Origin of the sequence: Pseudomonas sp. P7759 (genome assembly GCF_013386445.1) — a bacterium.
Lineage (GTDB): Bacteria > Pseudomonadota > Gammaproteobacteria > Pseudomonadales > Pseudomonadaceae > Aquipseudomonas > Aquipseudomonas azotoformans_A.
Genome location: NZ_JACART010000039.1, coordinates 16,058 through 38,608, shown reverse-complemented (window position 1 = coordinate 38,608; position 22,551 = coordinate 16,058). Strand labels below are relative to the sequence as shown.

33 protein-coding genes are annotated in these 22,551 nt (G+C 55.3%); 1 reads left to right on the top strand and 32 read right to left on the bottom strand.

From position 1 onward, the window contains the following. Nucleotides 1-150: 150 nt before the first annotated feature. Entirely contained in the window at nucleotides 151-2,985 is a 2,835-nt protein-coding gene (uvrA, locus tag HX823_RS24120; protein WP_028618130.1) for an excinuclease ABC subunit UvrA, read from the top strand. Between the two features lie 66 nt (nucleotides 2,986-3,051). Here the strand turns inward: uvrA and bfr are convergent, their stop codons facing one another. From bfr to fusA, 32 genes are all read right to left on the bottom strand, one after another. Continuing rightward, on the bottom strand, nucleotides 3,052-3,516 hold the full coding sequence (gene bfr, locus HX823_RS24115) for a bacterioferritin (protein ID WP_033900044.1): 465 nt from the start codon (nucleotides 3,514-3,516) through the stop codon (nucleotides 3,052-3,054). A 155-nt stretch (nucleotides 3,517-3,671) separates the two neighbouring features. Further along, nucleotides 3,672-5,120 (bottom strand): catalase, encoded by a 1,449-nt coding sequence (locus HX823_RS24110; RefSeq protein WP_061434343.1) that lies wholly within the window; start codon nucleotides 5,118-5,120, stop codon nucleotides 3,672-3,674. A 238-nt stretch (nucleotides 5,121-5,358) separates the two neighbouring features. Beyond that, nucleotides 5,359-5,745: a 50S ribosomal protein L17 gene (gene rplQ, locus HX823_RS24105; RefSeq protein ID WP_003176402.1), complete on the bottom strand. Its 387-nt coding sequence runs from the start codon at nucleotides 5,743-5,745 to the stop codon at nucleotides 5,359-5,361. 41 nt (nucleotides 5,746-5,786) lie between these two features. Beyond that, nucleotides 5,787-6,788, bottom strand: coding sequence for a DNA-directed RNA polymerase subunit alpha (rpoA, locus tag HX823_RS24100; protein WP_003176403.1), 1,002 nt, complete (start codon nucleotides 6,786-6,788; stop codon nucleotides 5,787-5,789). A gap of 22 nt (nucleotides 6,789-6,810) precedes the next feature. After that, the gene (rpsD, locus tag HX823_RS24095) at nucleotides 6,811-7,431 is read right to left on the bottom strand and encodes a 30S ribosomal protein S4 (RefSeq protein ID WP_003176404.1); all 621 of its coding nucleotides are present in this window, start codon (nucleotides 7,429-7,431) and stop codon (nucleotides 6,811-6,813) included. An 18-nt stretch (nucleotides 7,432-7,449) separates the two neighbouring features. Then, the gene (rpsK, locus tag HX823_RS24090) at nucleotides 7,450-7,839 is read right to left on the bottom strand and encodes a 30S ribosomal protein S11 (protein ID WP_002555466.1); all 390 of its coding nucleotides are present in this window, start codon (nucleotides 7,837-7,839) and stop codon (nucleotides 7,450-7,452) included. Nucleotides 7,840-7,869: 30 nt separating this feature from the next. Beyond that, the gene (rpsM, locus tag HX823_RS24085; protein WP_003194635.1) at nucleotides 7,870-8,226 is read right to left on the bottom strand and encodes a 30S ribosomal protein S13; all 357 of its coding nucleotides are present in this window, start codon (nucleotides 8,224-8,226) and stop codon (nucleotides 7,870-7,872) included. A gap of 129 nt (nucleotides 8,227-8,355) precedes the next feature. Further along, a complete protein-coding gene (gene rpmJ / locus HX823_RS24080; RefSeq protein WP_002555468.1) occupies nucleotides 8,356-8,472 on the bottom strand; it encodes a 50S ribosomal protein L36 in 117 nt (38 codons plus the stop codon). Between the two features lie 28 nt (nucleotides 8,473-8,500). Beyond that, entirely contained in the window at nucleotides 8,501-9,829 is a 1,329-nt protein-coding gene (gene secY, locus HX823_RS24075) for a preprotein translocase subunit SecY (RefSeq protein ID WP_003194637.1), read from the bottom strand. After that, on the bottom strand, nucleotides 9,830-10,267 hold the full coding sequence (rplO, locus tag HX823_RS24070; RefSeq protein ID WP_003176407.1) for a 50S ribosomal protein L15: 438 nt from the start codon (nucleotides 10,265-10,267) through the stop codon (nucleotides 9,830-9,832). It abuts the gene before it with no gap. Between the two features lie 3 nt (nucleotides 10,268-10,270). After that, nucleotides 10,271-10,447: a 50S ribosomal protein L30 gene (gene rpmD, locus HX823_RS24065; RefSeq protein WP_003186033.1), complete on the bottom strand. Its 177-nt coding sequence runs from the start codon at nucleotides 10,445-10,447 to the stop codon at nucleotides 10,271-10,273. 2 nt (nucleotides 10,448-10,449) lie between these two features. Continuing rightward, entirely contained in the window at nucleotides 10,450-10,950 is a 501-nt protein-coding gene (gene rpsE / locus HX823_RS24060; RefSeq protein ID WP_003176409.1) for a 30S ribosomal protein S5, read from the bottom strand. A gap of 3 nt (nucleotides 10,951-10,953) precedes the next feature. Further along, nucleotides 10,954-11,304 (bottom strand): 50S ribosomal protein L18, encoded by a 351-nt coding sequence (rplR, locus tag HX823_RS24055; protein ID WP_003186037.1) that lies wholly within the window; start codon nucleotides 11,302-11,304, stop codon nucleotides 10,954-10,956. A gap of 10 nt (nucleotides 11,305-11,314) precedes the next feature. Further along, entirely contained in the window at nucleotides 11,315-11,848 is a 534-nt protein-coding gene (gene rplF, locus HX823_RS24050; RefSeq protein ID WP_003194640.1) for a 50S ribosomal protein L6, read from the bottom strand. Nucleotides 11,849-11,860: 12 nt separating this feature from the next. Beyond that, a complete protein-coding gene (gene rpsH / locus HX823_RS24045) occupies nucleotides 11,861-12,253 on the bottom strand; it encodes a 30S ribosomal protein S8 (protein ID WP_010206883.1) in 393 nt (130 codons plus the stop codon). Nucleotides 12,254-12,459: 206 nt separating this feature from the next. Next, nucleotides 12,460-12,765 (bottom strand): 30S ribosomal protein S14, encoded by a 306-nt coding sequence (rpsN, locus tag HX823_RS24040; protein WP_003176414.1) that lies wholly within the window; start codon nucleotides 12,763-12,765, stop codon nucleotides 12,460-12,462. A 13-nt stretch (nucleotides 12,766-12,778) separates the two neighbouring features. Next, entirely contained in the window at nucleotides 12,779-13,318 is a 540-nt protein-coding gene (gene rplE, locus HX823_RS24035) for a 50S ribosomal protein L5 (protein ID WP_003194642.1), read from the bottom strand. A 22-nt stretch (nucleotides 13,319-13,340) separates the two neighbouring features. After that, a complete protein-coding gene (gene rplX / locus HX823_RS24030) occupies nucleotides 13,341-13,655 on the bottom strand; it encodes a 50S ribosomal protein L24 (RefSeq protein ID WP_003176416.1) in 315 nt (104 codons plus the stop codon). A gap of 11 nt (nucleotides 13,656-13,666) precedes the next feature. Then, a complete protein-coding gene (gene rplN, locus HX823_RS24025) occupies nucleotides 13,667-14,035 on the bottom strand; it encodes a 50S ribosomal protein L14 (RefSeq protein WP_002555479.1) in 369 nt (122 codons plus the stop codon). 23 nt (nucleotides 14,036-14,058) lie between these two features. Then, nucleotides 14,059-14,325 carry a 30S ribosomal protein S17 gene (rpsQ, locus tag HX823_RS24020; protein WP_003176419.1) on the bottom strand — a complete coding sequence of 89 codons (267 nt, stop codon included), beginning with the start codon at nucleotides 14,323-14,325 and terminating at the stop codon, nucleotides 14,059-14,061. A 2-nt stretch (nucleotides 14,326-14,327) separates the two neighbouring features. Further along, a complete protein-coding gene (gene rpmC / locus HX823_RS24015) occupies nucleotides 14,328-14,519 on the bottom strand; it encodes a 50S ribosomal protein L29 (RefSeq protein WP_002555481.1) in 192 nt (63 codons plus the stop codon). Further along, entirely contained in the window at nucleotides 14,519-14,932 is a 414-nt protein-coding gene (rplP, locus tag HX823_RS24010; RefSeq protein ID WP_003176421.1) for a 50S ribosomal protein L16, read from the bottom strand. Before rplP ends, rpmC begins: the two co-directional genes overlap by 1 nt. 12 nt (nucleotides 14,933-14,944) lie before the next feature. After that, nucleotides 14,945-15,631, bottom strand: coding sequence for a 30S ribosomal protein S3 (rpsC, locus tag HX823_RS24005; RefSeq protein ID WP_003176422.1), 687 nt, complete (start codon nucleotides 15,629-15,631; stop codon nucleotides 14,945-14,947). A gap of 13 nt (nucleotides 15,632-15,644) precedes the next feature. Then, a complete protein-coding gene (rplV, locus tag HX823_RS24000) occupies nucleotides 15,645-15,977 on the bottom strand; it encodes a 50S ribosomal protein L22 (RefSeq protein WP_003103908.1) in 333 nt (110 codons plus the stop codon). A gap of 11 nt (nucleotides 15,978-15,988) precedes the next feature. Beyond that, the gene (gene rpsS, locus HX823_RS23995) at nucleotides 15,989-16,264 is read right to left on the bottom strand and encodes a 30S ribosomal protein S19 (RefSeq protein WP_003232420.1); all 276 of its coding nucleotides are present in this window, start codon (nucleotides 16,262-16,264) and stop codon (nucleotides 15,989-15,991) included. Nucleotides 16,265-16,280: 16 nt separating this feature from the next. Beyond that, nucleotides 16,281-17,105, bottom strand: a complete 825-nt coding sequence (gene rplB / locus HX823_RS23990; protein WP_003186055.1) for a 50S ribosomal protein L2 — start codon at nucleotides 17,103-17,105, stop codon at nucleotides 16,281-16,283. Nucleotides 17,106-17,119: 14 nt separating this feature from the next. Then, a complete protein-coding gene (rplW, locus tag HX823_RS23985) occupies nucleotides 17,120-17,419 on the bottom strand; it encodes a 50S ribosomal protein L23 (protein WP_002555488.1) in 300 nt (99 codons plus the stop codon). Continuing rightward, on the bottom strand, nucleotides 17,416-18,018 hold the full coding sequence (gene rplD / locus HX823_RS23980) for a 50S ribosomal protein L4 (protein WP_003176424.1): 603 nt from the start codon (nucleotides 18,016-18,018) through the stop codon (nucleotides 17,416-17,418). The genes rplW and rplD overlap by 4 nt, the downstream gene beginning before the upstream one ends. A gap of 12 nt (nucleotides 18,019-18,030) precedes the next feature. Then, on the bottom strand, nucleotides 18,031-18,666 hold the full coding sequence (gene rplC, locus HX823_RS23975) for a 50S ribosomal protein L3 (RefSeq protein WP_003194649.1): 636 nt from the start codon (nucleotides 18,664-18,666) through the stop codon (nucleotides 18,031-18,033). Nucleotides 18,667-18,747: 81 nt separating this feature from the next. Further along, complete coding sequence (rpsJ, locus tag HX823_RS23970; protein ID WP_003186070.1) at nucleotides 18,748-19,059, bottom strand: 30S ribosomal protein S10; 312 nt, start codon at nucleotides 19,057-19,059, stop codon at nucleotides 18,748-18,750. 159 nt (nucleotides 19,060-19,218) lie between these two features. Further along, the gene (gene tuf / locus HX823_RS23965) at nucleotides 19,219-20,412 is read right to left on the bottom strand and encodes an elongation factor Tu (protein WP_003176426.1); all 1,194 of its coding nucleotides are present in this window, start codon (nucleotides 20,410-20,412) and stop codon (nucleotides 19,219-19,221) included. 30 nt (nucleotides 20,413-20,442) lie between these two features. Further along, a complete protein-coding gene (gene fusA, locus HX823_RS23960) occupies nucleotides 20,443-22,548 on the bottom strand; it encodes an elongation factor G (RefSeq protein ID WP_033900034.1) in 2,106 nt (701 codons plus the stop codon). Between the last annotated feature and the right edge of the window lie 3 nt (nucleotides 22,549-22,551).

Below are 22,551 nucleotides of genomic sequence, written 5' to 3'. Positions count from 1 at the left end.
TTCTACCAGTCCCATCGATTGAGAGGGTATATGCGGCGGTTTGCCGCGCAGCTTTCATCTAAGGCTGCAAGCGGCCTTTTGACAGTGTATATTCATCCAGTCTTTAGCCGTATACTCCGGCATTATTTACGCCCGCCGTGCGAGGCCATCTTGGACAAGATCCTGATTCGTGGGGCTAGAACCCATAACCTGAAGAACATCGACCTGACCCTGCCCCGGGACAAACTGATCGTCATCACCGGCTTGTCCGGGTCCGGCAAATCGTCCCTGGCGTTTGACACGCTGTATGCCGAAGGCCAGCGTCGCTATGTGGAATCGCTGTCGGCCTATGCCCGCCAGTTCCTGTCGATGATGGAAAAACCCGACGTCGACACCATTGAAGGCCTGTCGCCAGCGATCTCCATCGAGCAGAAGTCGACCTCCCATAACCCGCGTTCCACCGTGGGCACCATCACTGAAATCTACGACTACCTGCGCCTGCTGTACGCACGCGTGGGTATTCCGCGTTGCCCGGACCACGACATTCCCCTGGAAGCCCAGACCGTCAGCCAGATGGTCGACCTGGTGCTGGCCCAGCCGGAAGGCGCCAAGCTGATGCTGCTGGCGCCGGTGATCCGCGAGCGCAAGGGTGAACACCTTTCCGTCTTCGAAGAGCTGCGGGCCCAGGGTTTTGTACGCGCGCGCATCAACGGCAAGCTCTATGAGCTGGACGAAGCGCCGAAGCTCGACAAACAGAAGAAGCACTCGATTGATGTGGTCGTCGACCGCTTCAAGGTGCGCGCCGACCTGCAACAACGCCTGGCGGAATCCTTCGAGACCGCCCTGAAGCTGGCCGACGGCATCGCCTTGGTTGCACCGATGGACGACGAGCCGGGCGAAGAGATCATCTTCTCCGCGCGCTTTGCCTGCCCGATCTGCGGCCATGCCATCAGCGAACTGGAACCCAAACTGTTTTCCTTCAACAACCCGGCCGGCGCCTGCCCGACGTGCGACGGCCTGGGCGTGAAGCAGTTCTTCGACATCAAGCGCCTGGTCAATGGCGACCTGACGCTGGCGGAGGGCGCGATACGCGGCTGGGACCGGCGCAACGTCTACTACTTCCAGATGCTCGGGTCGTTGGCTTCGCACTACAAGTTCAGCCTGGAAGTACCGTTCAACCAACTGCCGGCGGATCAGCAGAAGGTCATCCTGCACGGCAGCGGCTCGCAGAACGTCGACTTCAAATACCTGAACGACCGTGGCGATATCGTCAAGCGCTCCCACCCGTTCGAAGGCATTGTGCCGAACCTGGAGCGCCGCTACCGCGAGACCGAATCGGCCAGCGTGCGTGAAGAGTTGGCGAAGTTTCTCAGCACCCAACCTTGCCCGGATTGCCGCGGCACTCGCCTGCGTCGTGAGGCGCGGCATGTGTGGGTGGGCGAGAAGACCTTGCCGGCGGTGACCAACCTGCCGATCGGGGATGCCTGCGAGTACTTTGGCGTGCTCAAGCTGACCGGGCGCCGTGGGGAGATCGCCGACAAGATCCTTAAGGAAATTCGCGAGCGGTTGCAGTTCCTGGTCAACGTGGGCCTGGATTACCTGTCGCTGGATCGCAGCGCCGATACCCTGTCCGGCGGTGAAGCCCAGCGGATTCGCCTGGCCAGCCAGATTGGTGCTGGTCTCGTGGGTGTGTTGTACATCCTCGATGAGCCGTCGATTGGCTTGCACCAGCGTGACAACGATCGCCTGCTGGGCACGTTGAAACACCTGCGGGATATCGGCAACACGGTGATTGTGGTCGAGCACGATGAAGATGCGATTCGCCTGGCGGATTATGTGGTCGACATCGGCCCGGGCGCGGGCGTGCATGGCGGGCACATTGTCGCTGAAGGCACGCCGGCTGAGGTCATGGCGCATCCGGATTCGCTGACCGGTAAGTACTTATCTGGCCGTGTGAAGATCGCAGTGCCGGCCAAACGTACACCGCGTAACAAGAAGCTGGCACTGCACCTCAAGGGCGCACGCGGTAACAACTTGCGCAATGTCGACCTGGAAATCCCACTGGGCTTGCTGACCTGTGTGACCGGTGTTTCCGGCTCGGGGAAATCGACGCTGATCAACAATACGCTGTTCCCCTTGAGTGCCACCGCCCTGAACGGCGCGACCACCTTGGAAGCAGCGGCGCACGACAGCATCAAAGGCCTGGAACACCTGGATAAAGTGGTCGATATCGACCAGAGCCCGATTGGCCGGACGCCACGATCCAACCCGGCAACCTACACCGGTTTGTTCACGCCTATTCGTGAACTGTTTGCCGGGGTTCCGGAATCCCGCTCTCGGGGTTACGGGCCAGGCCGGTTCTCGTTCAACGTCAAGGGCGGGCGCTGTGAAGCGTGCCAGGGCGATGGCTTGATCAAGGTTGAAATGCACTTTCTCCCGGACATCTACGTGCCGTGTGATGTGTGCAAGAGCAAGCGCTATAACCGCGAAACCTTGGAGATCAAGTACAAGGGCAAGAGCATCCACGAAACCCTGGAGATGACCATCGAGGAAGCACGGGTGTTCTTCGACGCGGTCCCGGCGTTGGCGCGCAAGCTGCAAACACTGATGGACGTGGGCTTGTCCTACATCAAGCTGGGCCAGTCAGCGACTACGCTGTCGGGGGGTGAGGCGCAGCGGGTGAAGTTGTCTCGCGAGCTGTCCAAGCGCGATACGGGCAAGACCCTGTATATCCTCGATGAGCCGACCACCGGCCTGCACTTCGCGGATATCCAGCAGCTGTTGGACGTGCTGCACCGCCTGCGCGACCACGGCAACACCGTGGTGGTGATCGAGCACAACCTTGATGTGATCAAGACGGCCGATTGGCTGGTGGACCTTGGGCCGGAAGGCGGCTCCAAAGGTGGCCAGATCATTGCCGTGGGCACGCCGGAGCAGGTTTCCGAAATGCCGCAGTCGCACACCGGTTACTACTTGAAACCATTGCTGGAACGCGACCGGGCCTGACTTTTTCGGGCCCAATGAAAAGCCCCTGTCACTTTACGGTGACAGGGGCTTTTTTGTGGCCGGGAATCAGAACTGCGATTGCAGGTAGTTTTCCAGACCAATCAGCTTGATCAGGCCCAACTGCTTTTCCAGCCAGTAGGTGTGATCTTCTTCTGTGTCGTTCAACTGCACCCGCAGGATTTCACGGGTGACGAAGTCGCTGTGCTGCTCACAGAGCTCGATGCCCTTGCAGAGCGCGGCACGGACCTTGTACTCGAGGCGCAGGTCGGCAGCGAGCATGTCAGGGACCGTAGTACCCACATCCAGGTCATCCGGACGCATACGCGGCGTGCCTTCGAGCATGAGGATACGGCGCATCAGTGCGTCGGCGTGCTGTGCCTCTTCTTCCATCTCGTGGTTGATACGTTCGTAGAGCTCGGTAAAGCCCCAGTCTTCGTACATGCGCGAATGGATGAAATATTGGTCACGAGCAGCCAGTTCGCCCGTCAGCAACGTGTTGAGGTAATCGATTACGTCGGGGTGACCTTGCATCGCCCTACATCTCCCTGCTTGAAAGTCTGTAGTTTGAACCATGATGACTTGAAGGTCACGGGATCAACGGCAGAAAAGTGATGTTTTTCGGAGAAAAGTAGCTGAAATAACGCAAAAACCGCCCAAATGAGGGCGGTTCTGCTTATCGTTTAGAGTCAGTTAAGCGATACACCCAGCGCCTTTGCGATTGCTTCTCCATAAGCCGGATCGGCCTTGTAGAAGTGCTGCAGTTGACGTTGAACCACATCACTGGAAACGCCACCCATCGCGCCGGCGATGTTGTTGGTGAGCAAAGCTTTCTGCTCATCGTTCATCAGGCGGAACAGCGCACCGGCGTGGCTGTAGTAATCAGTGTCTTCACGGTGATCGTAACGGTCAGCCGCGCCACTCAGAGCCAATGCAGGCTCCGCATACTGGGGTGCTTGCTTTGGTGCATCGGCGTAGCTGTTTGGCTCGTAGTTAGGCGCTGCGCCGCCGTTGCTACCGAAGGCCATTGAACCATCACGCTGGTAGCTATTCACCTGGTTACGCGGGGCATTCACCGGCAGTTGCTGGTGATTGGTGCCAACGCGATAGCGGTGGGCATCGGCGTACGCGAACACACGACCTTGCAGCATGCGGTCTGGCGACAGGCCGACGCCTGGAACCATGTTGCTTGGGCCGAATGCGGCTTGCTCGACTTCAGCAAAGTAGTTCTGCGGGTTACGGTTCAGCTCCAGCTCACCAACTTCGATCAGCGGGAATTCCTTCTGCGACCAGGTTTTGGTCACATCGAAAGGGTTCTCGTAATGAGCGTTGGCCTGGGCCTCGGTCATGATCTGGATGCAGACGCGCCATTTCGGGAAATCACCGCGCTCGATCGCGCCAAACAGATCACGCTGGGCGTAATCAGGGTCAGTACCGGCCAGGCGAGCAGCTTCAGCCGGCGCCAGATTCTTGATGCCCTGCTTGGTCTTGTAGTGCCACTTGACCCAGTGACGCTCGCCCTTGGCGCTGATCAGGCTGTAGGTGTGACTGCCGAAGCCGTGCATGTGACGGTAGCCATCAGGGATGCCACGGTCCGAGAACAGGATGGTGACCTGGTGCAGTGCCTCTGGGGAGTGCGACCAGAAATCCCACATCATTTGCGCACTTTTCAGGTTGCTTTGCGGCAAACGCTTCTGAGTGTGGATGAAGTCCGGGAACTTCAAAGGATCGCGAATGAAGAACACCGGGGTGTTGTTACCCACGATGTCCCAGTTGCCTTCTTCGGTATAGAACTTCAACGCGAAACCGCGTGGGTCGCGCTCGGTATCTGCCGAACCACGCTCGCCGCCTACGGTGGAAAACCGCAGGAAGGTAGGGGTTTGCTTGCCCACCGACTCGAACAGCTTGGCGCTGGTGTACTGCGTAATGTCTTGGGTGACCGTGAAAGTGCCGTAGGCACCCGAACCCTTGGCGTGCACACGGCGCTCAGGGATATTTTCACGGTTGAAGTGAGCGAGCTTCTCGATCAGATGAAAATCGTCGAGCAGCAACGGGCCGCGTGGGCCTGCGGAACGTGAATTCTGGTTGTCCGCAACGGGGGCGCCGCTGGCGGTGGTAAGGATTTTATTCTGGCTCATGCTCAATTTCCCTCAGGTCGGACTTGGAACTGCCGGCTAATCGGCTTGGGAGGAGTATTGATCATCAATATGACGTCTACAAATTCATTAAATTGTAGTCATCAATAGATATTTTCTACCGAACACTCCAACCCCCATAGTGCCAAGCACAATCTCTGGAAGCTTGTATCGAACACGCTTTTATCACGGGCACAAAAAACCGGGCACTAGGCCCGGTTCTTCGTTACAGCTTGTCGTCTTACTCGGCGCTTACAGCTTCGCCGGCAGTAGCACGATCAACCAACTCGACGTACGCCATAGGCGCGTTGTCGCCAGCGCGGAAACCGCACTTGAGGATGCGCAGGTAGCCACCCTCACGGGTAGCGTAACGCTTGCCCAGGTCGTTGAAGAGCTTACCAACGATAGCTTTCGAACGAGTACGGTCGAAAGCCAGACGGCGGTTAGCCAGGCTGTCTGTCTTGGCCAAAGTGATCAGCGGCTCAGCAACGCGACGCAGTTCTTTAGCTTTCGGCAGTGTAGTTTTGATCAGCTCGTGCTCGAACAGCGACACCGCCATGTTTTGAAACATGGCCTTGCGGTGCGAGCTGGTACGGCTCAGGTGACGACCACTTTTACGATGACGCATGGTTCATTCCTTACCAAACTCACGTTCGGTGATTACGACGATCAGGCAGTCGCCTTGTCGTCCTTCTTAAGACTTGCAGGCGGCCAGTTGTCGAGGCGCATGCCGAGGGACAGACCGCGGGAGGCCAGAACGTCCTTGATTTCAGTCAAGGATTTCTTGCCCAGGTTCGGAGTCTTCAACAGTTCTACTTCGGTACGCTGAATCAGGTCGCCGATGTAGTAAATGTTTTCCGCCTTAAGGCAGTTAGCCGAACGTACAGTCAGTTCCAGATCGTCAACCGGGCGAAGCAGGATCGGATCGATCTCGTCTTCCTGCTCGATTACCACTGGTTCGCTGTCACCTTTGAGGTCGACGAACGCAGCCAACTGCTGTTGCAGAATGGTTGCAGCGCGGCGGATAGCCTCTTCAGGATCCAGAGTACCGTTGGTTTCCAGATCAATAACCAGCTTGTCCAGGTTAGTACGCTGCTCGACACGGGCGTTTTCCACCACGTATGCGATACGGCGAACCGGGCTGAACGAAGAGTCAAGCTGCAAGCGACCAATGCTGCGGCTTTCGTCTTCATCGCTCTGACGCGAGTCGGCCGGTTCATAACCACGACCACGAGCTACGGTGAGCTTCATGTTCAGGGCGCCGTTAGACGCCAGGTTAGCGATTACGTGATCGGGGTTAACGATCTCGACATCATGATCCAGCTGAATATCGGCAGCGGTAACCACCCCCGAACCCTTCTTCGACAAGGTCAGCGTAACTTCGTCACGGCCGTGCAGCTTGATAGCCAGACCTTTAAGGTTCAACAGGATTTCAATTACGTCTTCCTGTACACCTTCGATGGCGCTGTACTCGTGGAGCACACCGTCAATCTCGGCCTCGACTACTGCACAGCCGGGCATTGAGGACAACAGGATGCGGCGCAGCGCGTTGCCCAGGGTGTGGCCAAAACCACGCTCGAGAGGCTCGAGAGTAATTTTGGCGCGGGTTGGACTGACAACCTGCACATCAATGTGGCGGGGTGTCAGGAACTCATTTACCGAAATCTGCATGGATGCACCTATTTTCTAGCCCTTACTTGGAGTAGAGCTCGACAATCAGGCTTTCGTTGATGTCGGCGGACAGATCACTGCGAGCAGGAACGTTCTTGAAAACGCCCGACTTCTTCTCAGTGTCTACTTCTACCCATTCTACGCGGCCACGTTGGGCACACAGATCGAGAGCTTGGACAATGCGAAGTTGGTTTTTTGCTTTCTCGCGAACTGCGACCACGTCACCAGCACGAACCTGGTAGGACGGAACGTTTACGGTCTGACCGTTAACGCTGATCGACTTGTGCGATACCAGCTGACGGGATTCGGCACGAGTCGAACCAAAGCCCATACGGTATACAACGTTGTCCAGACGGCATTCGAGCAGTTGCAGCAGGTTTTCACCGGTTGCACCTTTCTTGCCAGCAGCTTCTTTGTAGTAGCCGCTGAACTGACGCTCGAGAACGCCGTAGATACGACGGACCTTCTGCTTTTCACGCAGTTGGGTGCCGTAATCGGACTGGCGACCGCGGCGTTGGCCGTGGATACCAGGTGCTGCTTCAATGTTGCACTTCGATTCGATCGCGCGCACGCCGCTCTTCAGGAAGAGATCGGTGCCTTCGCGACGAGCGAGTTTGCATTTTGGACCAATGTAACGAGCCATTCTTTACAATCTCCTGGATTACACGCGGCGCTTCTTCGGCGGACGGCACCCGTTGTGCGGGATTGGCGTCACGTCGGTGATGCTGGCGATCTTATAGCCACAGCCGTTCAAAGCACGGACAGCAGACTCACGACCTGGACCTGGACCCTTGACGTTAACGTCGAGGTTTTTCAGGCCATATTCCAGCGCAGCTTGACCAGCACGTTCAGCAGCTACTTGAGCAGCAAACGGGGTGGACTTGCGGGAACCGCGGAAACCCGAACCACCGGAGGTAGCCCAAGAAAGCGCGTTACCTTGACGGTCGGTGATGGTCACGATTGTGTTGTTAAAAGAAGCATGGATGTGGGCGATGCCATCAACCACTGTCTTTTTAACTTTTTTACGAGGACGAGCAGCAGGTTTTGCCATGATAATTTTCCTGTCGATTCGCTGGGGCGATTACTTGCGGATCGGCTTACGCGGACCTTTACGGGTACGCGCGTTAGTCTTGGTACGCTGACCGCGTACTGGAAGACCACGACGATGACGCAGACCGCGATAGCAACCGAGGTCCATCAAACGCTTGATTTTCATGTTGATTTCGCGACGCAGGTCACCTTCAGTGGTGAACTTCGCCACTTCGCCACGCAGCTGTTCAATCTGCTCGTCGCTCAGATCCTTGATCTTAGCGGCTGGGTTTACCCCAGCAACTGCGCAAATTTTCTGCGCAGTAGTGCGACCAACACCATAGATGTAGGTCAGCGAGATAACAGTGTGCTTGTTATCTGGAATGTTAACGCCTGCAATACGGGCCATTCAGTGGGACTCCAATTGACAGCTACCTACGCCCCGGAAGCCAAGAAATAGGGCGCGAGATAATATCGCTGTAATAACAAATAATCAACCCGGCAGCGCACTAGCTGCCGGGCTTCAAGCGGATCACACTCAGCCTTGGCGCTGTTTGTGACGCGGTTCCGCGCTGCAAATTACTCGAACAACACCTTCGCGGCGAATAATCTTGCAGTTACGGCACAGCTTTTTCACCGATGCACGAACTTTCATCACCAACTCCTCGAACCTTATGGGGTACTCAGCGCAACATGCCGCTGCCGTAGCCCTTCAGGTTGGCTTTCTTCATCAGGGATTCGTACTGGTGCGAAACGAGGTGCGATTGTACTTGGGACATGAAGTCCATCACAACCACGACCACGATCAGCAACGAGGTCCCGCCAAGGTAGAACGGAACGTTTGCTGCAACCACCAGGAACTGGGGCAACAAGCACACGGCCGTCATATATAGAGCACCGAACAGGGTCAAACGAGTCAGAACGCCATCAATGTAGCGTGCAGACTGCTCACCTGGACGGATGCCCGGAATAAAGGCACCGGACTTCTTCAGGTTTTCCGCTACGTCTTTCGGATTGAACATCAACGCCGTATAGAAGAAGCAGAAGAAAATAATCCCTGCACTAAACAGCAGAATATTCAACGGCTGACCAGGAGCGATCGACTGAGAGAGGTCCTGCAGCCAGCCCATATTTTCGGACTGACCAAACCAGGTACCCAACGAAGCCGGAAACAGCAAAATGCTGCTCGCGAAAATTGCCGGAATAACACCGGCCATATTCACTTTCAGCGGCAAGTGGCTGGTCTGCGCAGCAAAGACCTTACGGCCCTGCTGACGCTTGGCGTAGTGAACAGCAATACGACGCTGACCACGCTCAATGAACACCACAAAACCGATAATCGCTACTGCCAGCAAACCGATGGCAACCAGGGCGAAAATGTTGATATCACCCTGACGTGCAGACTCGAAAGACTGCCCAATCGCTCTCGGAAGACCGGCGACGATACCTGCGAAAATCAACATCGAGATACCGTTACCAACACCACGTTCAGTAATCTGCTCACCTAGCCACATCATGAACATCGCACCAGCCACAAATGTGGATACCGCGACGAAATGGAAGCCAAAGTCACCAGTGAACGCAACGCCCTGCCCAGCCAGGCCAACGGACATGCCGATAGCTTGGACCAGGGCGAGGACGACAGTGCCGTAGCGGGTGTACTGGCTAATCTTGCGACGGCCAGCTTCACCTTCCTTCTTCAACTGCTCCAGCTGCGGGCTGACGGCGGTCATCAGTTGCATGATGATCGATGCCGAAATGTACGGCATGATCCCCAGTGCAAAGATGCTCATCCGTTCCAGCGCGCCGCCGGAAAACATGTTGAACAAGCTAAGAATGGTCCCCTCATTCTGTCGAAACAGGTCTGCGAGTCGGTCCGGGTTGATACCTGGAACCGGGATGTGTGCGCCTATTCGGTAGACGATAATCGCCAGGAACAGAAAACGCAGACGAGCCCAAAGTTCAGACATACCGCCTTTGCCGAGCGCTGAGAGAGCACCTTGCTTAGCCATTTATTCCTCGAACTTGCCGCCAGCTGCTTCGATAGCCGAACGCGCACCTTTGGTGGCGCCGATTCCCTTGCCGATAGTGACAGCGCGAGTCACTTCACCGGACAGCATGATTTTCACACGCTGTACGTTGACGTTGATCACGTTGGCATCTTTCAGGGTCTGCACAGTAACGATGTCGCCTTCCACTTTAGCCAGCTCGGACAGACGCACTTCTGCGCGGTCCATGGCTTTCAGGGATACGAAACCGAACTTAGGCAGGCGACGATGCAGCGGCTGTTGACCGCCTTCAAAGCCTGGAGCGATGGTGCCACCGGAGCGGGAGGTTTGACCTTTGTGGCCACGGCCACCAGTCTTACCCAAACCGCTACCGATACCACGGCCCGGACGATGCTTTTCGCGACGGGAACCCGGCGCTGGACTCAGATCATTGAGTTTCATCGATTAACCCTCTACACGCAGCATGTAGTAAGCCTTGTTGATCATCCCGCGATTCTCGGGAGTATCCAGGACTTCTACAGTGTGACCGATGCGACGCAGACCCAGACCTTTAACACACAGTTTGTGGTTAGGGATGCGGCCGGTCATGCTTTTGATCAGCGTTACTTTAACGGTAGCCATGATCAGAAGATCTCCTTGACAGTCAGACCACGCTTGGCAGCGATGGACTCAGGAGATTGCATAGCTTTCAAACCTTTGAAAGTGGCGTGAACCACGTTTACCGGGTTAGTCGAGCCGTAGCACTTGGCCAGAACGTTCTGAACGCCAGCAACTTCGAGGACAGCACGCATAGCGCCACCAGCGATGATACCGGTACCTTCAGAAGCAGGCTGCATGTACACCTTCGAAGCGCCATGGGCGGACTTCATTGCGTACTGCAGCGTGGTGCCGTTCAGATCAACTTGGATCATGTTGCGACGAGCAGCTTCCATTGCCTTCTGGATCGCAGCAGGCACTTCACGTGACTTGCCACGGCCGAAGCCAACACGGCCTTTACCATCACCTACCACGGTCAACGCGGTGAAGGTGAAGATACGGCCGCCTTTAACGGTTTTGGCTACGCGGTTAACTTGAACCAGCTTCTCAATGTAGCCTTCGTCGCGCTTTTGGTCGTTATTTGACATAACTTAGAACTCCAGCCCAGCTTCACGAGCAGCATCAGCCAGCGCTTTCACGCGACCGTGGTACTTGAAGCCAGAGCGGTCGAAAGCCACTTGCGAGACGCCAGCGGCCTTAGCACGCGTAGCGACCAGCTGGCCAACCTTTGTGGCCGCGTCGATGTTGCCAGTGGCACCATCACGCAGTTCTTTATCCAAAGTCGAGGCGCTTGCCAGGACTTTGTTGCCGTCGGCCGAGATGACCTGGGCGTAGATGTGCTGCGACGAGCGGAACACGCAGAGACGCACGACTTCGAGTTCGTGCATTTTCAGGCGTGCTTTGCGAGCGCGACGCAGTCGAGTAACTTTTTTGTCGGTCATTTGCTATGCCCTACTTCTTCTTGGCTTCTTTACGACGGACGACTTCGTCCGCGTAGCGCACACCTTTGCCTTTGTACGGCTCTGGTGGACGGAAGTCGCGGATCTCAGCGGCCACTTGACCTACCAGCTGCTTATCGATGCCCTTGATCAGGATATCGGTCTGGCTAGGGGTCTCAGCAGTGATGCCCGCTGGCAGTTCGTAATCCACAGGGTGCGAGAAGCCAAGGGCCAGGTTCAAAACCGTGCCTTTTGCTTGCGCTTTGTAACCAACACCGACCAGCTGGAGCTTACGCTCGAAGCCTTGGCTTACGCCTTGGACCATGTTGTTTACCAACGCACGCGTGGTACCGGCCATTGCGCGAGTTTGTTGATCGCCATTGCGAGCAGCGAAACGCAGCTCACCAGCTTCTTCAACGATCTCAACGGACGAATGGATGTTCAGTTCAAGAGTGCCCTTGGCACCCTTCACCGAAAGCTGTTGGCCTGCGAATTTGACTTCGACACCGGCTGGCAGCTTAACGGGGTTCTTAGCGACGCGAGACATGCTTATCCCCCCTTAGAACACAGTGCAAAGAACTTCGCCGCCGACACCGGCAGCGCGCGCAGCACGATCCGTCATCACACCTTTGTTGGTGGAGACGATAGACACGCCCAGACCGCCACGAACTTTCGGCAGATCTTCAGCGGACTTGTACTGACGCAGGCCTGGACGGCTAACGCGCTTCACTTCCTCGATGACCGAACGGCCTTCGAAGTACTTCAGCTCGATGGACAGCAGTGCTTTTACATCGCTGCTGATCTGATAACCCGCAATGTAGCCTTCGTCTTTCAGGACTTTGGCAACAGCTACCTTCAACTTGGAAGATGGCATGCTTACGACGGACTTTTCAGCCATCTGGGCATTACGGATACGAGTTAGCATGTCCGCTAACGGGTCCTGCATACTCATGGGCTAGACGCTCCTAATACAAAAAAATTAGCCTTGCGGCTACATATGTCGCCGAGAATCTCCGGGTAAAAAACACGGGCTCAGGCGAGCCGCGTATTTTAGACACACTCCGGAAATGAAACAAGCCCCAAAAGGGGCTTGTTCCAGATTCAAGGTCACCGGCGGTCAGTATCTTGCGATTCAGGCCGCCAGGACGTTGAAAGTACTTACCAGCTGGCTTTAACCAGACCTGGTACGTCACCACGCATTGCCGCTTCACGCAGTTTGTTACGGCCGAGGCCGAACTTGCGGTAAACGCCGTGTGGACGACCGGTCAGGCGGCAGCGGTTACGCATGCGCGAAGCGCTTGCGTCACGTGGCTGCTTCTGCAGAGCTACTGTAGCTTCCCAACGTGCTTCTGGACTTGCGTTCAGATCAACGATGATTGCTTTCAGTGCTGCACGCTTCTTGGCGTACTTGGCAACCGTGAGCTGACGCTTCAGCTCGCGGTTTTTCATGCTCATCTTGGCCATGGTCCTACTCCAATCAGTTGCGGAACGGGAATTTGAAAGCACGCAACAGGGCGCGACCTTCATCATCGTTCTTGGCAGTGGTGGTCAGGGTGATGTCCAGACCGCGGAGAGCATCGATCTTGTCGTAGTCGATTTCCGGGAAGATGATCTGCTCTTTCACGCCCATGCTGTAGTTACCACGACCATCGAAGGACTTGGCATTCAGGCCGCGGAAGTCGCGGACCCGAGGCAGGGAGATCGACAGCAGACGATCCAGGAATTCATACATACGCTCACGGCGCAGGGTCACTTTGACGCCGATCGGCCAACCTTCACGGACTTTAAAGCCAGCGATGGATTTGCGAGCGTAGGTCACAACGACTTTCTGGCCGGTGATCTTTTCCAGGTCAGCAACAGCGTGCTCGATGACTTTTTTGTCGCCGATCGCTTCGCCCAGACCCATGTTCAGGGTGATTTTGGTAACGCGCGGAACTTCCATCACGTTCCCAAGCTTAAGTTCTTCCTTAAGCTTAGGGGCGATTTCCTTCCGGTAAATCTCTTGTAGTCGTGCCATGGTCTAATCTACCTAGCAGTGTTCAAGCATCAACCGCTTTTTGGGTCGACTTGAAGACACGAATTTTCTTACCGTCTTCTACTTTGAAACCAACGCGGTCAGCCTTGTTGGTTTCGCCGTTGAAGATGGCGACGTTAGAAGCGTCCAGCGGAGCTTCTTTCTCGACGATACCGCCCTGCACGCCCGACATCGGGTTAGGCTTGGTATGACGCTTGACCAGGTTCAGACCACCGATAACCAGACGGTTATTAGCGAGAACCTTAAGCACCTTACCGCGCTTACCTTTGTCTTTGCCGGCGATCACGATGATCTCGTCGTCACGACGAATCTTTTGCATGTCGGATCTCCTTACAGCACTTCTGGGGCGAGCGAGACGATCTTCATGAACTTCTCAGTACGAAGTTCACGGGTCACTGGCCCAAAGATACGGGTGCCGATCGGCTCTTGCTTGTTGTTCAGAAGAACAGCAGCGTTGCCATCAAAGCGGATAATGGAGCCATCAGCACGACGTACGCCGTGACGAGTGCGGACTACAACAGCAGTCATCACTTGGCCTTTTTTCACTTTACCGCGAGGAATTGCTTCCTTGACGGTAACTTTGATGATGTCACCGATACCAGCGTAACGACGATGGGAGCCACCCAGCACCTTGATGCACATAACACGGCGAGCGCCGCTGTTATCGGCCACATCGAGCATGGATTGAGTCTGAATCATATAATTTCTCCGACCCCTAGTCCTTAGACTTCCACAGCGCGTTCGAGAACATCAACCAGTGCCCAAGACTTGGTCTTGGCCAGCGGACGAGTTTCACGAATAGTGACTTTGTCGCCGATGTGGCACTGATTGGTTTCGTCGTGCGCGTGCAGCTTAGTCGAACGCTTAACATATTTACCGTAGATCGGGTGCTTAACGCGACGCTCGATCAGAACGGTGATGGTTTTGTCCATCTTGTCGCTGACAACACGGCCAGTCAGCGTACGGACAGTCTTTTCGGCTTCAGCCATGATCACTTACCTGCCTGCTGGTTGAGCACAGTCTTCACGCGAGCGATGTCACGCTTAACTTGCGAGAGCAGATGAGACTGCCCCAACTGGCCAGTTGCTTTCTGCATACGCAGATTGAACTGGTCGCGCAGCAGGCCGAGCAGTTGCTCGTTCAGCTGCTGTGCGGATTTTTCACGAAGTTCATTCGCTTTCATCACATCACCGTCCGTTTAACAAAGGAGGTGGCGAGCGGCAGCTTTGCAGCAGCCAGGGCGAAAGCCTCACGCGCCAGCTCTTCAGAAACACCCTCGATTTCATACAGGACTTTGCCTGGCTGAATCTGGGCTACCCAGTATTCCACGTTACCCTTACCTTTACCCATACGAACCTCGAGAGGTTTTTTGGAGATCGGCTTGTCCGGGAATACACGGATCCAGATCTTGCCGCCACGTTTAACGTGACGGGTCAGAGCACGACGCGCTGACTCGATCTGACGAGCGGTGAGACGACCACGAGCTACAGACTTCAGCGCGAACTCGCCGAAGCTGACTTTGCTACCGCGCTGAGCCAGACCACGGTTGTGGCCTGTCATCTGCTTGCGGAACTTCGTACGCTTAGGTTGCAACATTTGGCGTACCCCTTACTTAGCAGCTTTTTTACGAGGCGCTGGTGCTTGTGGTTTCAGTTCTTCTTGGCGACCACCAATTACTTCGCCTTTGAAGATCCAAACCTTTACACCGATCACACCGTAAGTGGTGTGAGCTTCGTAGTTGGCATAGTCGATGTCGGCACGCAGGGTGTGCAGTGGCACACGACCTTCGCGATACCATTCAGTACGTGCGATTTCAGCACCGCCGAGACGACCGCTCACTTGGATTTTGATGCCTTTGGCACCAATGCGCATGGCGTTCTGTACAGCGCGCTTCATAGCGCGACGGAACATAACGCGACGCTCCAGCTGCTGAGCTACGCTCTGCGCAACCAGCATACCGTCGAGCTCCGGCTTGCGGATCTCTTCGATATTGATGTGCACAGGCACACCCATTTGCTTGGTCAGGTCCTGACGCAGTTTCTCAACATCTTCACCTTTCTTCCCGATAACGATACCTGGACGAGCGGTGTGGATGGTGATACGTGCAGTTTGGGCCGGACGATGGATATCGATACGGCTTACGGACGCGCTTTTTAGTTTGTCTTGGAGATACTCACGCACCTTCAGATCAGCGAACAAATAGTCCGCATAAGTCCGACCGTCTGCGTACCAGACGGAGGTGTGCTCCTTGACGATTCCCAGGCGAATGCCAATGGGATGTACTTTCTGACCCATCTCTTCGACTCCGTTACTTGTCAGCAACCTTGACAGTGATATGGCAAGACCGCTTGACGATGCGATCAGCACGGCCTTTGGCACGTGGCATGATGCGCTTCAGCGAACGCCCTTCGTTGACGAAAACGGTGCTGACCTTCAGGTCATCAACGTCTGCGCCTTCGTTATGCTCGGCGTTGGCTACGGCCGACTCCAGCACTTTCTTCATGATCTCGGCGGCTTTCTTACTGCTGAAAGCCAACAGGTTGAGCGCTTCGCCCACCTTCTTCCCGCGGATCTGGTCGGCGACCAAGCGGGCTTTCTGGGCGGAGATTCGAGCGCCCGACAACTTAGCGGCTACTTCCATTTCCTAACCCCTTAACGCTTGGCTTTCTTGTCTGCCACGTGCCCACGATAAGTGCGGGTACCGGCAAACTCGCCTAGTTTGTGGCCGACCATGTCTTCGTTCACGAGAACTGGGACGTGCAAGCGACCGTTGTGTACAGCGATGGTCAGACCGACCATTTGTGGCAGGATCATCGAACGACGCGACCAGGTCTTAACTGGTTTGCGATCGTTCTTTTCCGCCGCCACTTCGATCTTCTTCAGTAGGTGAAGATCAATAAAAGGACCTTTTTTCAGAGAACGTGGCACTGTCGTATCCCTCTATTTACTTGCGACGACGGACGATCATTTTGTCGGTACGCTTATTACCACGAGTCTTCGCGCCCTTAGTCGGGAAGCCCCATGGCGATACCGGATGACGACCACCAGAGGTACGACCTTCACCACCACCGTGTGGGTGGTCAACCGGGTTCATGGCAACACCACGAACGGTTGGGCGAACGCCACGCCAGCGTTTGGCACCAGCTTTACCCAGCGAACGCAGGCTGTGCTCGGAGTTCGAGACTTCGCCCAGGGTCGCGCGGCATTCAGCCAGCACTTTACGCATCTCACCAGAACGCAGACGCAGGGTCACGTAGACACCTTCACGAGCGATCAGCTGAGCCGAAGCACCAGCGGAACGAGCGATTTGCGCGCCTTTACCTGGCTTCAATTCGATGCCGTGTACGGTGCTACCAACTGGAATGTTGCGCAGTTGCAGAGCGTTGCCCGGCTTGATCGGTGCCAGAGCACCTGCGATCAGCTGGTCGCCAGCGCTCACGCCTTTAGGGGCGATGATGTAGCGACGCTCGCCATCTGCGTACAGCAGCAGAGCGATGTGAGCAGTACGGTTTGGATCGTATTCGATACGCTCGACAGTGGCAGCGATGCCATCTTTGTCGTTGCGACGGAAGTCGACCAGACGATAATGCTGCTTATGGCCACCACCGATGTGACGAGTGGTAATACGACCATTGTTGTTACGACCACCAGACTTCGATTTTTTCTCGAGCAGCGGTGCGTGAGGAGCGCCTTTATGCAGCTCCTGGTTGACCACCTTGACCACAAAACGGCGGCCAGGGGAAGTCGGTTTGCATTTAACGATTGCCATGATGCACCCCTTCCTTACTCAGCACTGCTGCTGAAATCGAGATCTTGGCCTGGCTGAAGGGAGATAACTGCCTTCTTCCAGTCATTACGCTTGCCCAGACCGCGAGCAGTGCGCTTGCTCTTACCCAGAACATTCAGGGTAGTAACACGCTCTACTTTCACGCTGAACAGGCTTTCGACGGCCTTCTTGATTTCCAGCTTGGTTGCGTCAGTTGCAACCTTGAAAACGAACTGGCCTTTCTTGTCAGCCAGAACCGTAGCCTTTTCGGAAACGTGCGGGCCAAGCAGAACTTTAAATACGCGTTCCTGGTTCATCCCAGCAGCTCCTCGAATTTCTTCACGGCCGACACGGTGATCAACACCTTGTCGTATGCGATCAGACTAACTGGATCGGAACCTTGCACGTCACGTACATCAACGTGTGGCAGGTTGCGAGCAGCCAGGTACAGGTTCTGATCAACAGCTTCAGACACGATCAAAACATCGGTCAGGCTCATGTTGTTCAGTTTGCCCAGCAGATCTTTGGTTTTCGGGCTTTCAACAGCGAAGTCCTGAACCACGACCAGACGGTCAGTACGCACGAGTTCAGCAAGGATGGAGCGCAGGGCTGCGCGGTACATCTTCTTGTTGAGCTTCTGCGAGTGATCCTGTGGACGAGCTGCGAAAGTGGTACCGCCGCCGCGCCAGATTGGGCTACGGATAGTACCAGCACGAGCACGGCCAGTACCTTTCTGACGCCAAGGGCGCTTACCGCCACCACGAACGTCGGAACGGGTCTTTTGCTGCTTGCTACCTTGACGGCCGCCAGCCATGTAGGCCACGACTGCTTGGTGAACCAGCGTCTCGTTGAACTCGCCGCCAAACGTCAGTTCGGAAACTTCGATCGCTTGAGCGTCATTTACATTTAATTGCATGTCAGCTTCCCCTTAACCGCGAGCCTTGGCCGCCGGACGTACAACCAGGTTGCCGCCAGTAGCGCCAGGAACAGCACCCTTGACCAACAACAGATTGCGTTCAGCGTCGACGCGCACTACTTCGAGGGACTGCACGGTCACGCGCTCAGCGCCCATATGACCGGACATTTTTTTGCCCTTGAATACACGACCAGGAGTCTGGCACTGGCCAATAGAGCCCGGGACGCGGTGGGAAACGGAGTTACCGTGAGTGTTGTCTTGGCCACGGAAATTCCAACGCTTGATCGTACCCTGGAAGCCTTTACCTTTGGACTGACCGGTTACATCAACCAGTTGACCAGCGGCGAAGATTTCAGCGTTGATCAGATCGCCAGCCTGGTAGTCGCCGTCTTCGAGACGGAACTCCATGACAGTGCGACCAGCTGCAACGTTTGCTTTAGCGAAGTGACCCGCCTGAGCAGCAGTCACACGCGAAGCACGACGCTCGCCGACAGTGACTTGCACTGCACGATAGCCATCGGTCTCTTCAGTTTTGAACTGGGTGACGCGATTCGGTTCGATCTCAATGACCGTGACCGGAATGGAGACACCTTCTTCGGTGAAAATACGGGTCATACCGCATTTACGACCGACTACACCAATAGTCATGTTGTAAACCTCATGAGTGTACGGGGCTTTCACCCGCTATGGCCGCCCATTTCAGAGCGTTACACGACTAAGACCCAAGTCTTAGCCGAGGCTGATCTGTACTTCCACACCGGCCGCCAGATCGAGCTTCATAAGTGCATCAACGGTTTTATCCGTTGGCTGGACGATGTCCAGTACGCGCTTATGAGTACGGATCTCGTACTGGTCACGCGCGTCTTTGTTGACGTGCGGGGAGACCAGAACGGTGAACCGCTCTTTACGGGTAGGCAGTGGAATTGGACCACGCACTTGTGCACCAGTACGTTTCGCGGTTTCCACGATTTCCTGGGTGGATTGGTCGATCAGGCGATGGTCAAAAGCCTTCAACCTGATACGGATTTGCTGATTTTGCATTGGATTTCAGACTCCGGCTGCTATTCCCAGCGAGCGCAATACGCCCGTTAAAAGGAGGCGCAATTCTATAGACGGCCCTGATAGGTGTCAACCCAATAAAAAAGGCCCCCGCTGAGCGGGGGCCTTTTCAAAACATCAGAGCTATCTCAGAAGAGATAATTACTCGATGATTTTAGCTACAACGCCAGCACCAACGGTACGGCCGCCTTCACGGATTGCGAAACGCAGACCGTCTTCCATAGCGATGGTTTTGATCAGGGTGACAACCATTTTGATGTTGTCGCCTGGCATTACCATTTCTACGCCTTCCGGCAGTTCGCAGTTACCAGTTACGTCGGTAGTACGGAAGTAGAACTGTGGACGGTAGCCTTTGAAGAACGGAGTGTGACGACCGCCTTCTTCTTTGCTCAGCACGTACACTTCAGCTTCGAACTTGGTGTGCGGCTTAACCGAACCTGGCTTAACCAGAACCTGGCCACGCTCAACGTCGTCACGCTTGGTACCACGCAGCAGAACGCCGCAGTTCTCGCCAGCACGACCTTCGTCGAGCAGTTTACGGAACATTTCAACACCGGTGCAGGTGGTGACGGTAGTGTCACGCAGACCAACGATTTCCAGTGGATCTTGAACCTTGACGATACCGCGCTCGATACGACCAGTTACAACAGTACCGCGACCGGAGATCGAGAATACGTCTTCGATTGGCATCAGGAACGGCTTGTCGATAACACGGACTGGATCTGGAATGTAGCTGTCCAGAGTCTCAACCAGTTTACGAACGGACGTGGTGCCCATTTCGTTGTCGTCTTTGCCTTCCAGAGCCATACGAGCAGAACCGATGATGATCGGAGTGTCGTCACCTGGGAAGTCGTAAGTGCTCAGCAGATCGCGCACTTCCATCTCAACCAGTTCCAGCAGCTCAGCGTCGTCTACCAGGTCAGCCTTGTTCAGGTAAACCACGATGTACGGAACGCCTACCTGACGGGACAGCAGGATGTGCTCACGGGTTTGTGGCATCGGACCATCAGCGGCCGAGCAAACCAGGATAGCGCCGTCCATTTGAGCAGCACCGGTGATCATGTTCTTCACATAGTCAGCGTGACCTGGGCAGTCAACGTGAGCGTAGTGACGGATCAGCGAGTTGTATTCAACGTGCGCGGTGTTGATGGTGATACCACGAGCTTTTTCTTCTGGTGCGCTGTCGATTTTATCGAAATCAACGATTGCGGAACCGAAAACTTCGGAGCAAACGCGAGTCAGAGCAGCAGTCAGAGTGGTTTTACCGTGGTCAACGTGACCGATGGTGCCAACGTTGACGTGCGGTAGGGAACGATCAAATTTTTCTTTAGCCACGACAATTAACTCCTTGCCTAAAGGACTGAATCAGCCTTGTTTTTTGGATACAGTTTCAGCGATGTGCGCCGGAGCTGTGTTGTATTTTTTGAATTCCATAGAGTAGCTTGCGCGACCCTGGGACATGGAGCGAACGTCGGTCGCATAACCGAACATCTCACCCAACGGAACCTCGGCGCGAATCACTTTGCCGGAAACCGTGTCTTCCATACCCAAGATCATGCCGCGACGACGGTTAAGGTCGCCCATGACATCACCCATATAGTCTTCAGGTGTAACAACTTCTACCGCCATGATCGGCTCAAGCAACTCACCACCGCCCTTCTGGGCCAGTTGCTTGGTTGCCATGGAGGCAGCCACCTTAAACGCCATCTCGTTGGAGTCGACGTCGTGGTAAGAACCGTCAAAAACGGTTGCTTTCAGGCCGATCAGCGGATAGCCGGCAACAACACCGTTCTTCATCTGCTCTTCGATGCCCTTCTGGATAGCCGGGATGTATTCCTTAGGAACCACACCACCAACTACTTCGTTCACGAATTGCAGACCTTCCTGACCTTCGTCAGCAGGAGCAAAACGGATCCAGCAGTGACCGAACTGACCACGACCGCCGGACTGACGAACGAACTTGCCTTCGATTTCGCAATTCTTCGTGATGCGCTCACGATAGGAAACCTGAGGCTTACCGATGTTGGCTTCGACGTTGAACTCACGGCGCATCCGGTCAACCAGGATGTCCAGGTGCAGCTCGCCCATGCCGGAGATGATCGTTTGACCAGTCTCTTCATCAGTCTTGACACGGAAAGATGGATCTTCCTGAGCAAGCTTGCCCAGAGCGATACCCATTTTTTCCTGGTCATCCTTGGTCTTAGGCTCTACGGCAACCGAAATAACCGGCTCCGGGAAGTCCATGCGAACCAGGATGATTGGCTTGGCAGCGTCGCACAAAGTCTCACCCGTGGTGACGTCCTTCATGCCGATCAGGGCCGCGATGTCACCAGCGCGCACTTCCTTGATCTCTTCACGGGCGTTTGCGTGCATTTGCACCATACGACCCACGCGCTCTTTCTTGCCTTTAACCGAGTTGATCACGCCGTCGCCGGAGGCCAACACGCCCGAGTAAACACGGACGAAGGTCAAAGTACCCACGAATGGGTCGGTTGCGATCTTGAACGCCAGAGCCGAGAACGGCTCGCTGTCATCGGCGTGACGCTCCATTTCTTCTTCCTCGTTATCAGGGTTGGTACCCTTGATAGCAGGAATGTCGGTTGGAGCCGGCAGGTAGTCGATAACGGCGTCGAGAACCAGGGGAACACCCTTGTTCTTGAAGGAAGAACCGCAAACAGCCAAGACGATCTCGCCAGCGATAGTACGCTGACGCAGAGCAGCCTTGATTTCCACGTTGGTGAGTTCTTCACCTTCGAGGTACTTGTTCATCAGCTCTTCGTTGGCTTCGGCAGCAGCCTCAACCATGTTGTTGCGCCACTCGTCAGCCAGCTCCTGCAGTTCTGCAGGGATAGGCTTACGAACAGGAACCATACCTTTGTCGGAATCATTCCAGTAAACAGCTTCCATGTTGATCAGATCGATCTGACCCTGGAAGTTGTCTTCGGAACCGATAGCCAATTGGATCGGCACCGGGGTGTGACCCAGACGCTGCTTGATCTGACCGATCACGCGCAGGAAGTTGGCACCAGCACGATCCATCTTGTTTACGTAAACAAGACGTGGAACGCCGTACTTGTTGGCTTGACGCCATACGGTTTCCGACTGAGGCTCAACACCCGAGGTACCGCAGAACACAACGACGGCGCCGTCGAGTACGCGCAGGGAACGTTCAACTTCGATGGTGAAGTCTACGTGGCCCGGGGTATCGATTACGTTGAAGCGATGCTCGTCTTTGTACTGCTTCTCGGAACCTTTCCAGAAGGCGGTAATAGCAGCAGAAGTAATGGTAATACCACGCTCCTGCTCCTGAACCATCCAGTCTGTGGTCGCGGCGCCGTCATGCACCTCGCCCATTTTGTGACTTTTGCCGGTGTAAAACAGCACGCGCTCGGTGGTGGTGGTTTTACCAGCATCCACGTGAGCAACGATACCGATGTTACGGTAGCGGCTAATCGGAGTAGTACGAGCCATAAA

Excerpts from the sequence above, each read along its gene's own strand:
- bfr (WP_033900044.1), bottom strand. The coding sequence starts at position 3,516 with ATGCAAGGTCACCCCGACGTAATCGATTACCTCAACACGTTGCTGACG.
- HX823_RS24110 (WP_061434343.1), bottom strand. The coding sequence starts at position 5,120 with ATGAGCCAGAATAAAATCCTTACCACCGCCAGCGGCGCCCCCGTTGCG.
- rplQ (WP_003176402.1), bottom strand. The coding sequence starts at position 5,745 with ATGCGTCATCGTAAAAGTGGTCGTCACCTGAGCCGTACCAGCTCGCAC.
- rpoA (WP_003176403.1), bottom strand. The coding sequence starts at position 6,788 with ATGCAGATTTCGGTAAATGAGTTCCTGACACCCCGCCACATTGATGTG.
- rpsD (WP_003176404.1), bottom strand. The coding sequence starts at position 7,431 with ATGGCTCGTTACATTGGTCCAAAATGCAAACTCGCTCGTCGCGAAGGC.
- rpsK (WP_002555466.1), bottom strand. The coding sequence starts at position 7,839 with ATGGCAAAACCTGCTGCTCGTCCTCGTAAAAAAGTTAAAAAGACAGTG.
- rpsM (WP_003194635.1), bottom strand. The coding sequence starts at position 8,226 with ATGGCCCGTATTGCAGGCGTTAACATTCCAGATAACAAGCACACTGTT.
- rpmJ (WP_002555468.1), bottom strand. The coding sequence starts at position 8,472 with ATGAAAGTTCGTGCATCGGTGAAAAAGCTGTGCCGTAACTGCAAGATT.
- secY (WP_003194637.1), bottom strand. The coding sequence starts at position 9,829 with ATGGCTAAGCAAGGTGCTCTCTCAGCGCTCGGCAAAGGCGGTATGTCT.
- rplO (WP_003176407.1), bottom strand. The coding sequence starts at position 10,267 with ATGAAACTCAATGATCTGAGTCCAGCGCCGGGTTCCCGTCGCGAAAAG.
- rpmD (WP_003186033.1), bottom strand. The coding sequence starts at position 10,447 with ATGGCTACCGTTAAAGTAACGCTGATCAAAAGCATGACCGGCCGCATC.
- rpsE (WP_003176409.1), bottom strand. The coding sequence starts at position 10,950 with ATGTCAAATAACGACCAAAAGCGCGACGAAGGCTACATTGAGAAGCTG.
- rplR (WP_003186037.1), bottom strand. The coding sequence starts at position 11,304 with ATGACCGACAAAAAAGTTACTCGACTGCGTCGCGCTCGCAAAGCACGC.
- rplF (WP_003194640.1), bottom strand. The coding sequence starts at position 11,848 with ATGTCTCGCGTCGCTAAGAACCCCGTTAAGCTGCCAGCCGGTGTCGAA.
- rpsH (WP_010206883.1), bottom strand. The coding sequence starts at position 12,253 with ATGAGTATGCAGGACCCGTTAGCGGACATGCTAACTCGTATCCGTAAT.
- rpsN (WP_003176414.1), bottom strand. The coding sequence starts at position 12,765 with ATGGCCAAGATGAGCATGAAAAACCGCGAGCTGAAGCGTCAGCTCACG.
- rplE (WP_003194642.1), bottom strand. The coding sequence starts at position 13,318 with ATGGCACGACTACAAGAGATTTACCGGAAGGAAATCGCCCCTAAGCTT.
- rplX (WP_003176416.1), bottom strand. The coding sequence starts at position 13,655 with ATGCAAAAGATTCGTCGTGACGACGAGATCATCGTGATCGCCGGCAAA.
- rplN (WP_002555479.1), bottom strand. The coding sequence starts at position 14,035 with ATGATTCAGACTCAATCCATGCTCGATGTGGCCGATAACAGCGGCGCT.
- rpsQ (WP_003176419.1), bottom strand. The coding sequence starts at position 14,325 with ATGGCTGAAGCCGAAAAGACTGTCCGTACGCTGACTGGCCGTGTTGTC.
- rpmC (WP_002555481.1), bottom strand. The coding sequence starts at position 14,519 with ATGAAAGCGAATGAACTTCGTGAAAAATCCGCACAGCAGCTGAACGAG.
- rplP (WP_003176421.1), bottom strand. The coding sequence starts at position 14,932 with ATGTTGCAACCTAAGCGTACGAAGTTCCGCAAGCAGATGACAGGCCAC.
- rpsC (WP_003176422.1), bottom strand. The coding sequence starts at position 15,631 with ATGGGTCAGAAAGTACATCCCATTGGCATTCGCCTGGGAATCGTCAAG.
- rplV (WP_003103908.1), bottom strand. The coding sequence starts at position 15,977 with ATGGAAGTAGCCGCTAAGTTGTCGGGCGCTCGAATCTCCGCCCAGAAA.
- rplB (WP_003186055.1), bottom strand. The coding sequence starts at position 17,105 with ATGGCAATCGTTAAATGCAAACCGACTTCCCCTGGCCGCCGTTTTGTG.
- rplW (WP_002555488.1), bottom strand. The coding sequence starts at position 17,419 with ATGAACCAGGAACGCGTATTTAAAGTTCTGCTTGGCCCGCACGTTTCC.
- rplD (WP_003176424.1), bottom strand. The coding sequence starts at position 18,018 with ATGCAATTAAATGTAAATGACGCTCAAGCGATCGAAGTTTCCGAACTG.
- rplC (WP_003194649.1), bottom strand. The coding sequence starts at position 18,666 with ATGACTATTGGTGTAGTCGGTCGTAAATGCGGTATGACCCGTATTTTC.
- rpsJ (WP_003186070.1), bottom strand. The coding sequence starts at position 19,059 with ATGCAAAATCAGCAAATCCGTATCAGGTTGAAGGCTTTTGACCATCGC.
- fusA (WP_033900034.1), bottom strand. The coding sequence starts at position 22,548 with ATGGCTCGTACTACTCCGATTAGCCGCTACCGTAACATCGGTATCGTT.